Raw genomic sequence first — 7,951 nt, 5'->3', positions numbered from 1 at the left:
TGCTCAAGGGCGAGCTTGGCTGGCTCTGAGGGGCTACAGGCTATCCGGCCCGGACCATGGCTCACGCCACGCTCCAAGGCCGATCATCGTCAATCACGGCCTCAAAGGAAACATACAAGGGGCGAGGGGACGATGGAGCGGAGAGATCGGATTTAGCTTTCGGCGGCGCGACGGAATTGGGGCGCAGTGCGGGCAGGCTCGCCCATCAGGTCGGGGCGGACTGGGCCGGGGGCGGCGATGTGGGGGCCTTGGGCGAGGCGGATGCCGTCTTCGAGGAGTTCGATGATCTGCCGCTCGCCGGTGATGCCGGTCGCCATCAGGGAGACTTCGAAGCGGGCGATGTAGTTGGCGATATCGGAAGCGTGGAAATCGGTGAAGGATTCGGGGTTTTCGATGAAGCGGGTGGCGTCGATGCGGAGGGAGCGCACTCCCTGCCCCGCCAATTCGGCGACATCGACGCGCAGCGTGCGCATGTTGGCAAGGGAGAAGCCGGCGCCCTTTTTCGCCAGCGCATCGGCGATGGCGCGCTGATTGGTGGTGAAACCATGCCATTCGGTGTCGCTGACGGTGAAGATCATGAACGGCGCGATGGCGCGATTGGCCTCGATGGTCGCCATCAGTTGGTCGGCTGATTGAGGGTCGCCGATGGTGGCGCTGGAGAGTGGCAGATACAGCGTCAGGGGCTGTCCGCTGGTGCGGGCGCGGCGCAGGATGGTGATGGCTTCGACCAGGCCAATGCCCTCGATATGGCGCATGATTTCGTCGCCACCGCGGCGCGGCAGGAAATCGGCGCCATCGGCCAGATCGCCATTCTCGAGCATCAGGCGCGGCACCAGATCAAAACCCTGCGGACGGCGCTGGGGCAGCGTTACGATGGGCTGCACGTGATAGAGCAAGCGGTTTTCGGCGAGCGCCTGGCGGACGGCATCAAGGGAAATGGTGGGTTCGGGTTCGGGCGGAGGAGGCGGAGCGGCGTCAAGCCGGGCGCTGCGGGGCGTCGTAGCGGGGGCCTTGGCGCGGTCCTCAATATCGGCGACGGCTTCGGCGACCTGGCGGATAACCGTTCCAAGCACGGAAATATCGGCCTCGACACCATCGAGGCGCTGGCCGGCATTGATGTCGGCCATGGCATTGATGCGCTGGCCGAGCACGGCGCCGGCCTGGGCGTCGGTTGCCAGCAGGCGCGCGAGATCCTCGATGGCTTTTTCGAGCCGGTTCTCCGCGCGCTGGCGCAGGATGCGCTCCATCAGCACGACGCAGACACAGCCGAACACCACCGCGACCACAATGGCGTTCGCAGGGGTGAAAATGAGGGCGAAATAGGCGGTGGCGCCGACGCCAAGGGCGGCAAGGGCAATAAAGGTATAAACCAAAGCCTGCACGCCTGGACCTCTTAGCCTCCGCAACAGCCGGGATTCGGCCTGTTCCTCTTAGCACCCGGCATTCCCAGGCAAAAGCGCTGCGCTGGTGCTTTCAAAGGTTAATGAGGTGTTGGCGGGCGGTATTCGTACAACAGCGGAACGGATTATTTACCCTGTTCATCAACAATCGGGATCAAGACCGGGAAGACTATTGAGCCGGCGCACGACTAACCAAGGATGGGCGGCATGGCGATGCACACTCGAATCGATGGCGAAGCCACAGGCCGGCTATTGCTGATCGACCGGGACGATGCTTGTGCCCATCTGATCGCCGATACGCTCGGGCAATGCCTGGGCGCTTCCACCGCCATCACCGTTGCCACGGGCGGGCGGCAGGCGGCCGAACTGCTGCGCGTCAATGCCTTCGATATCGTGCTGGCGGATCTGCCCAGCCTTGCGGACCTCTCCGAGCGCAGCGACGACGCCGTTACGCGGCTGGTGCGGTTGGCCGATGGCGCGCTCGTGGTTGCCCTGGCCGATGGCGCATCGGTATCGGCAGCGGTTGGCGCCATGCGGGCCGGGGCGCATGATTATGTGGCCAAGCCGGTGAACGGGCCGGCCATGGTGGCGCGAATCGGCGAGTTGGCGCAGCGGCACGGCAAGGGCCGCGCGCTCAACATCGAGGCACAGGCCAGCGAGGGACTGTCGGATTTTGCCGGGTTCATCGGCTCGTCGAGCGCGATGCAGTTTGTCTACGAACAGATCGGGCGGATCGCGACGTCGGCGGCGCCGGTATTCATCACGGGTGAAAGCGGCACGGGCAAGGATGTGTGCGCCGAGGCGCTGCATGCCAAGGGTCCGCGTGCCAACAAGCGGCTGGTGGCAATCAATTGCGCGGCTATTCCGCGTGATTTGATGGAAAGCGAATTGTTCGGGGTGGCGCGTGGCGCCTTCACCGGAGCGCATGAGGATCGCAAGGGCGCAGCGGAACTGGCCGATGGCGGCACGTTGTTTCTCGATGAGATCGGGGAAATGGATTTGTCGCTGCAAAGCAAGCTGTTGCGCTTCCTGCAGACCGGCACGCTGAGCCGGGTGGGTGAAGCGGGCGTTCGGCGGGTGGATGTGCGGGTGATCTGCGCCACCAACCGCAATCCGATGCAGCTGATCAGCGAAAAGAAGTTCCGCGAGGATCTGTTTTATCGGCTGCATGTGTTGCCGATCCACCTGCCGCCACTGCGGCAGCGGCCGAGCGATATCCTGGTGCTGGCGCGGCATTTCCTGGCACTCTATGCGGCGGAGGAGCACAAGGCGTTCTCCGGATTCTCGAACGATGTCGCGGCTATGCTCGCGTCGTCGGAATGGCCGGGCAATGTGCGGCAGCTGCAGAATTTGGTGCGGCGGCTGGTGGTGATGTTTGACGGCGGGGAAATTACCGCCGCGATGCTGGCGAGCGCCGATATCGAATCGCGCGGGACCGTAGTGGCAGAACCAGCGCCAGTGCGGGGGGAGCGGCGGCCAGCCGTGTTGCCCATGTGGCAGCAGGAGCAGCGGATCATCGAGGATGCCATTGCCAGCTTCGGCGGCAATGTCTCGCTGGCGGCGGCGGCGCTGGAGATCAGCCCGTCCACGATCTATCGCAAGCGCCAGGGTTGGGCCGAGATGGCGGTCGCGAGTTGATGCGGTAGACCTCCTCCTGAGCTTGTCGACGGGCGAGGTCGTGGCTCCACTCGCTCAACCTCGTGGTTCGACAGGCTCACCATGAGGTTTTTGAGAGGCCGGCGCAGATGTCCTCAGGGCGTATTCGCCTCGCGGGCTTTGACCCGATCGAGCCCCAGATAGTGTTCGCGCAGGATGACGGCGATGCCGGAGCCGACGATGATGAGGGCGCCGATGATCATCGGGGCTGTGGGTACGTCGGAGAAGACGACCATGCCGATGATGATGGTCAGGATCAGCGAGACATATTCGAACGGCGCGATCACCGACATGTCGGCATAGCGATAGCATGAGGTCAGCAGCAGCTGGCCGATGCCGCCCGCAAAACCGGCGCAGATCAGCAGCACGGCCTGCTCGGGGGTGGGCATGATCCAGCCGAAGGGGATGGTCAGCAGCGACAGGATCGTGGCGGAGATGAAGAAGTAGACGACGATCGCTTCGGTGCGCTCGGTCTGCACCAGCTTGCGCACCTGCATCATGGCAAAGGCGGCCATGATGGCGGCGCAAAACGAGGCGATGGCGCCGATGGTGGCGCCGTCATCCATGTTGCCGCTGGAAAACACGGTGAGCCGCGGCCACAGGATGATGACAACGCCAACAAGCCCCACCAGAACGGCGCTCCAGCGGAACAGATGCACCTGCTCCTTGAGGAGGAGCGCACTGAAAACCACGATCAGGAGTGGCGTCGCATATTGGATGGCGGTGGTTTCGGGCAGCGGCAGGCGGGTCAGGGCGAAGAAACCCAGCCCCATGGAGACGACGCCGATCAACGCACGCAGGACGTGGCCGCGCGGGTTTGCAGTATAGAGCGCCGTGCGCAGCTGGCGCTTCCAGGCGAGGTAGGCCACCACGGGCAGGATGGCGAAAAAACAGCGGAAGAACACCAGTTCGCCCGCTGGAATCGTTTGGGTGGCCTTGAGCAGCGTTGCCATGACCACGAAGCAGCAAACCGAAGCGACCTTGAGCGTGATGCCGCGCAAGGGGCCGCCCTGATAGCGTACAGAAGTGATCGCGGCAGAGGGCACGGAAGCGGTCACGGTGTTCTCGTCTAACAGGGGCCTAGCGACCGGAGGATTGCTCCAGCTTTTCCTTGGCGATGCGCGCGGTGGCGAACGCCTTGTGCTCGGGGCCGACAGCGGAGCCGGTCTTGACGACTTTGCCCGATGCGTCGTGGATTTCCCAATGCCAGTTGGCGTTGGGGCCGCTGCCGCCCTTGAGGCGCAGCTTGATGGAGAGTGCGTTGTTCTGGGTCATGGGTGCCTTATGACGCAGCTTGGCGCGCGGTGAAAGGGATAAAGTGGGATTTTTGGGCGAGCGCAAGCGCCGCCTGCAATGCGGTTTCGATCAGCGTGCAAGTGGCGAGGCAATGCCTCGAAGTAGTTTTGTGTAGTGAGACAAAGCCTCGCCACCTGCGGTGGGATTTTCTGGCGCGCGAGACTCTGGCTCCGGGCCGCCATAGACCCGATAACACTTCCGCTTGCCTGCGGGGATCACGAACATCCCCGCCCCACCTGACCTCCCTACTAGCCGGTTCGCGCGACCCGCTGGGCGTAGGGAGGTTGGATGTATCGTGACACAGCCGGCGGCATGGGGGAGAAGATGCACAAATCTGCCGAAAGCTCGGGGCTAGACCTCGCTGCGGCGGTATTCGATGCGGTCGCCCCAGAACGCCAAATGATCGCGGATGGGTTCCACGAGCGGACATGGGTCGGGGTAGTACCAGGCCTGGTCCGGGCCGTCGGCCGTCAGGGTCTTGAGGTTGTAGTAGGAGGCCACGCCCTTATAGGGGCAGGTGGTGTGGGTTTCCGACATTTCCAGAACGTCTTCGCGCACATCGCCGCGCGGAACGTAGATACGCAGAGGAGCGCCGGGCTCGTCGAGTTCCAGGGCGTTGAGGGAGCTGGCAATTTCCGCATCGTCGAAAATGACATGCACCCTGCCCTGGACTGGCGTGATCTTGATATCCTTGTCGAGACATTGACGCGTCATAATGGCCTGCCATGAGTTGAAACGAGATCAGGCACAACGCGGTGGTGCAAAGATCAGTTCACGATCCTTGACTCATTCGGGGGCTGGCCATATATCCCGTGCACCTTGTTAGCACTCTCAACTTGCGAGTGCTAATAGGCCCAGAATTGCATTATTTCGATGCCACAAGGAGCAAACATGAGCTTCCGTCCCCTACACGACCGCGTGGTCGTACGTCGTCTCGACAGCGAAGAAAAGACCAAAGGCGGGATCATCATCCCCGACACCGCCAAGGAAAAGCCTTCTGAAGGCGTGATCGTCGCCGTAGGCCCCGGTGCCCGCGACGAAGATGGCAAGTACATCGCCCCTGACGTGAAGGCCGGCGACCGCGTGCTGTTTGGCAAGTGGAGCGGCACCGAGGTCAAGGTCGACGGCGAAGACCTGCTGATCATGAAGGAATCGGACATCATGGGCATCATCGAAGCTTAGGTCATTCCTCCAGTTGGCCATAGCGGGCTGCAAACGGTAATCATCTCCGCTTCCGGTGCTCACGTACAAAAGTACGCTCCGCTCCGGTTCTCGACGATCACCGTTTTCGCCACGCTCTGACGCAACTGGCCGAACACCCTAAGTCGGTTTGATCCCCATTTTTTTAACCACTTTAAGGAGCGCCTCACATGGCAGCCAAAGAAGTAAAGTTCTCTACCGACGCGCGCGACAAGATGCTGCGTGGCGTCAACGTCTTGGCCAATGCGGTCAAGGTAACGCTGGGTCCCAAGGGCCGTAACGTCGTTATCGAAAAGTCGTTCGGTGCCCCGCGCATCACCAAGGACGGCGTGACCGTTGCCAAGGAAATCGAACTGGAAGACAAGTTCGAAAACCTCGGCGCACAGCTGCTGCGCTCGGTTGCTTCCAAGACCAACGACATTGCCGGTGACGGCACCACCACCGCGACCGTTCTCGGCCAGGCCATCGTCGTCGAAGGCGTCAAGGCTGTTGCCGCCGGCTTCAACCCGATGGACCTCAAGCGCGGTATCGACCTCGCAGTGGAAGAAGTCGTGGCGTCGCTCAAGGCCGCCTCGTCCAAGATCAAGTCGTCCTCTGAAGTTGCTCAGGTCGGCACGATTTCGGCAAACGGCGAATCCGCCATCGGCGACATGATCGCCGAAGCCATGCAGAAGGTCGGCAACGAGGGTGTCATCACCGTCGAAGAAGCCAAGACCGCCGAGACCGAACTCGACGTCGTTGAAGGCATGCAGTTCGACCGCGGCTACCTCAGCCCATACTTCGTGACCAATGCCGAGAAGATGACTGCCGTTCTGGAAGATCCCGTGATCCTCCTGCACGAAAAGAAGCTCTCTAACCTGCAGGCCATCCTGCCGATCCTGGAATCGGTTGTGCAGAGCCAGCGTCCGCTGCTGATCATTGCCGAAGACATCGAAGGTGAGGCTCTTGCGACCCTCGTCGTCAACCGTCTGCGTGGCGGCCTCAAGGTTGCTGCCGTCAAGGCTCCTGGCTTCGGCGACCGCCGCAAGGCAATGCTCGAAGACATCGCCATCCTGACCGGTGGCCAGGTGATCTCGGAAGATCTCGGCATCAAGCTCGAGAACGTGACCATCGACATGCTCGGCACTGCCAAGCGCGTTGAAATCACCAAGGAAAACACCACGATCGTCGATGGCGCCGGCACAGCCGAAGACATCCAGGGTCGCGTTGGCCAGATCAAGGCGCAGATCGAAGAAACCACTTCGGACTACGACAAGGAAAAGTTGCAGGAACGCCTGGCAAAGCTCGCCGGTGGCGTTGCTGTGATCAAGGTTGGCGGCTCGACGGAAGTCGAAGTCAAGGAGCGCAAGGACCGCGTCGACGACGCGCTGAACGCTACCCGCGCTGCCGTTGAAGAAGGCATCGTTGCCGGTGGTGGCGTGGCTCTGCTGCGCGCTTCCAACAACATGACCGTCAAGGGCGCCAACGCCGATCAGGACGCTGGTATCGCCATCGTCAAGCGCGCCCTGCAGGAACCAGTGCGCACGATCGCCAACAATGCCGGTGCCGAAGGCTCCGTCGTCGTGGGCAAGATCCTCGAGAACTCGTCGATCACCTTCGGCTACAACGCCGCAACCGGTGAATATGGCGATCTCGTCGCTCTGGGCGTTATCGACCCGGTGAAGGTTGTCCGTACGGCTCTGCAGGACGCAGCTTCGGTTGCTTCGCTGCTGATCACCACGGAAGCTCTCATCGTCGAGGCTCCCAAGGACGCAGCACCGGCAATGCCGGGCGGCGGCGGCATGGGCGGCATGGGCGGCATGGATTTCTAGTCCATCCACCAGGAACTTCGAGGTTCGTTTCTTCCCAGTCACGAACTTTGTGGAAAGGCGCAGTGGAAACACTGCGCCTTTTTTTGTTCACTGAAGCCGTTGGACACACTAGAATGGGTCCATCACAAAAGGAGAGATTCGATGCGGACACCCAGACGCGGGAGTGCGTTCGATCAGGCCGAGGCGGCATTCAAGGCGGCGACCAGCAAGCCGGTGGAGGCTGCTCCCAAGACGGTTGCGCCGCCCTCGGGCAAGGAGATGGTGACGATCCGGCTGGATCGTGCCGTGCTGGAGCATTTCCAGGAGGATGGCCCGGGCTGGCAGGAGCGGATCAATGCCGCGTTGCGGCAGGCCGCTGGGCTGGCCGAGGAATAGGCGCCCTGTCCTGCCGCTTCAGAGCCGGCCACATCGTCATTCCCGCGAAAGCGGGAATCCCACTATTGTGCCGAGGGGAAGTGAGATTCCCTCGACTCACGCCACAAGTGCAACACCTGCTATGGTGTTGGTGCGATGGGAACTTTGTATGAGCAGTTGAGCCTGCGCGAGCGGGTTGAGATCGACATTGGGCGGCGCAAGGGGCTCTCGATG

The 7,951-nt window shown here is 62.1% G+C and carries 8 protein-coding genes; 4 read left to right on the top strand and 4 right to left on the bottom strand.

What is annotated here, in order from left to right; all coding sequences use genetic code 11:
* Positions 1–152: 152 nt before the first annotated feature.
* Positions 153–1,382, bottom strand: a complete 1,230-nt coding sequence (locus C8264_RS21785; RefSeq protein ID WP_162783845.1) for an EAL domain-containing protein — start codon at positions 1,380–1,382, stop codon at positions 153–155.
* Positions 1,383–1,607: 225 nt separating this feature from the next.
* Between C8264_RS21785 and C8264_RS21780 the strand changes: the two genes are divergently transcribed.
* Complete coding sequence (locus C8264_RS21780; protein ID WP_245893440.1) at positions 1,608–3,038, top strand: sigma-54-dependent transcriptional regulator; 1,431 nt, start codon at positions 1,608–1,610, stop codon at positions 3,036–3,038.
* A gap of 113 nt (positions 3,039–3,151) precedes the next feature.
* Here C8264_RS21780 and C8264_RS21775 read toward each other — a convergent pair whose 3' ends face one another.
* The 3 genes from C8264_RS21775 to C8264_RS21765 form a co-directional block, all read right to left on the bottom strand.
* Complete coding sequence (locus C8264_RS21775; protein ID WP_245893439.1) at positions 3,152–4,114, bottom strand: DMT family transporter; 963 nt, start codon at positions 4,112–4,114, stop codon at positions 3,152–3,154.
* Positions 4,115–4,136: 22 nt separating this feature from the next.
* Positions 4,137–4,331, bottom strand: coding sequence for a hypothetical protein (locus C8264_RS21770; RefSeq protein ID WP_108463083.1), 195 nt, complete (start codon positions 4,329–4,331; stop codon positions 4,137–4,139).
* A gap of 372 nt (positions 4,332–4,703) precedes the next feature.
* Entirely contained in the window at positions 4,704–5,066 is a 363-nt protein-coding gene (locus C8264_RS21765) for a DUF427 domain-containing protein (RefSeq protein ID WP_108463082.1), read from the bottom strand.
* A 177-nt stretch (positions 5,067–5,243) separates the two neighbouring features.
* On the opposite strand from C8264_RS21765, the gene groES reads away from it, so the two are divergent.
* From groES to C8264_RS21750, 3 genes are all read left to right on the top strand, one after another.
* Positions 5,244–5,534 (top strand): co-chaperone GroES, encoded by a 291-nt coding sequence (gene groES / locus C8264_RS21760; RefSeq protein WP_108463081.1) that lies wholly within the window; start codon positions 5,244–5,246, stop codon positions 5,532–5,534.
* A 188-nt stretch (positions 5,535–5,722) separates the two neighbouring features.
* On the top strand, positions 5,723–7,363 hold the full coding sequence (gene groL, locus C8264_RS21755; protein ID WP_108463080.1) for a chaperonin GroEL: 1,641 nt from the start codon (positions 5,723–5,725) through the stop codon (positions 7,361–7,363).
* 141 nt (positions 7,364–7,504) lie between these two features.
* Positions 7,505–7,738 (top strand): BrnA antitoxin family protein, encoded by a 234-nt coding sequence (locus tag C8264_RS21750; RefSeq protein ID WP_108463079.1) that lies wholly within the window; start codon positions 7,505–7,507, stop codon positions 7,736–7,738.
* Positions 7,739–7,951 lie beyond the last annotated feature (213 nt).

It is taken from the genome of Devosia naphthalenivorans, assembly GCF_003056355.1.
Taxonomy (GTDB): Bacteria; Pseudomonadota; Alphaproteobacteria; order Rhizobiales; family Devosiaceae; genus Devosia; species Devosia naphthalenivorans.
This window is presented reverse-complemented; position numbering and strand designations above follow the sequence as displayed.

What these genes read in the sequence shown, in the direction of transcription:
- C8264_RS21780 (WP_245893440.1), top strand. Translation starts at nt 1,608, where the DNA reads ATGGCGATGCACACTCGAATCGATGGCGAAGCCACAGGCCGGCTATTG.
- C8264_RS21770 (WP_108463083.1), bottom strand. Translation starts at nt 4,331, where the DNA reads ATGACCCAGAACAACGCACTCTCCATCAAGCTGCGCCTCAAGGGCGGC.
- C8264_RS21765 (WP_108463082.1), bottom strand. Translation starts at nt 5,066, where the DNA reads ATGACGCGTCAATGTCTCGACAAGGATATCAAGATCACGCCAGTCCAG.
- groES (WP_108463081.1), top strand. Translation starts at nt 5,244, where the DNA reads ATGAGCTTCCGTCCCCTACACGACCGCGTGGTCGTACGTCGTCTCGAC.
- groL (WP_108463080.1), top strand. Translation starts at nt 5,723, where the DNA reads ATGGCAGCCAAAGAAGTAAAGTTCTCTACCGACGCGCGCGACAAGATG.
- C8264_RS21750 (WP_108463079.1), top strand. Translation starts at nt 7,505, where the DNA reads ATGCGGACACCCAGACGCGGGAGTGCGTTCGATCAGGCCGAGGCGGCA.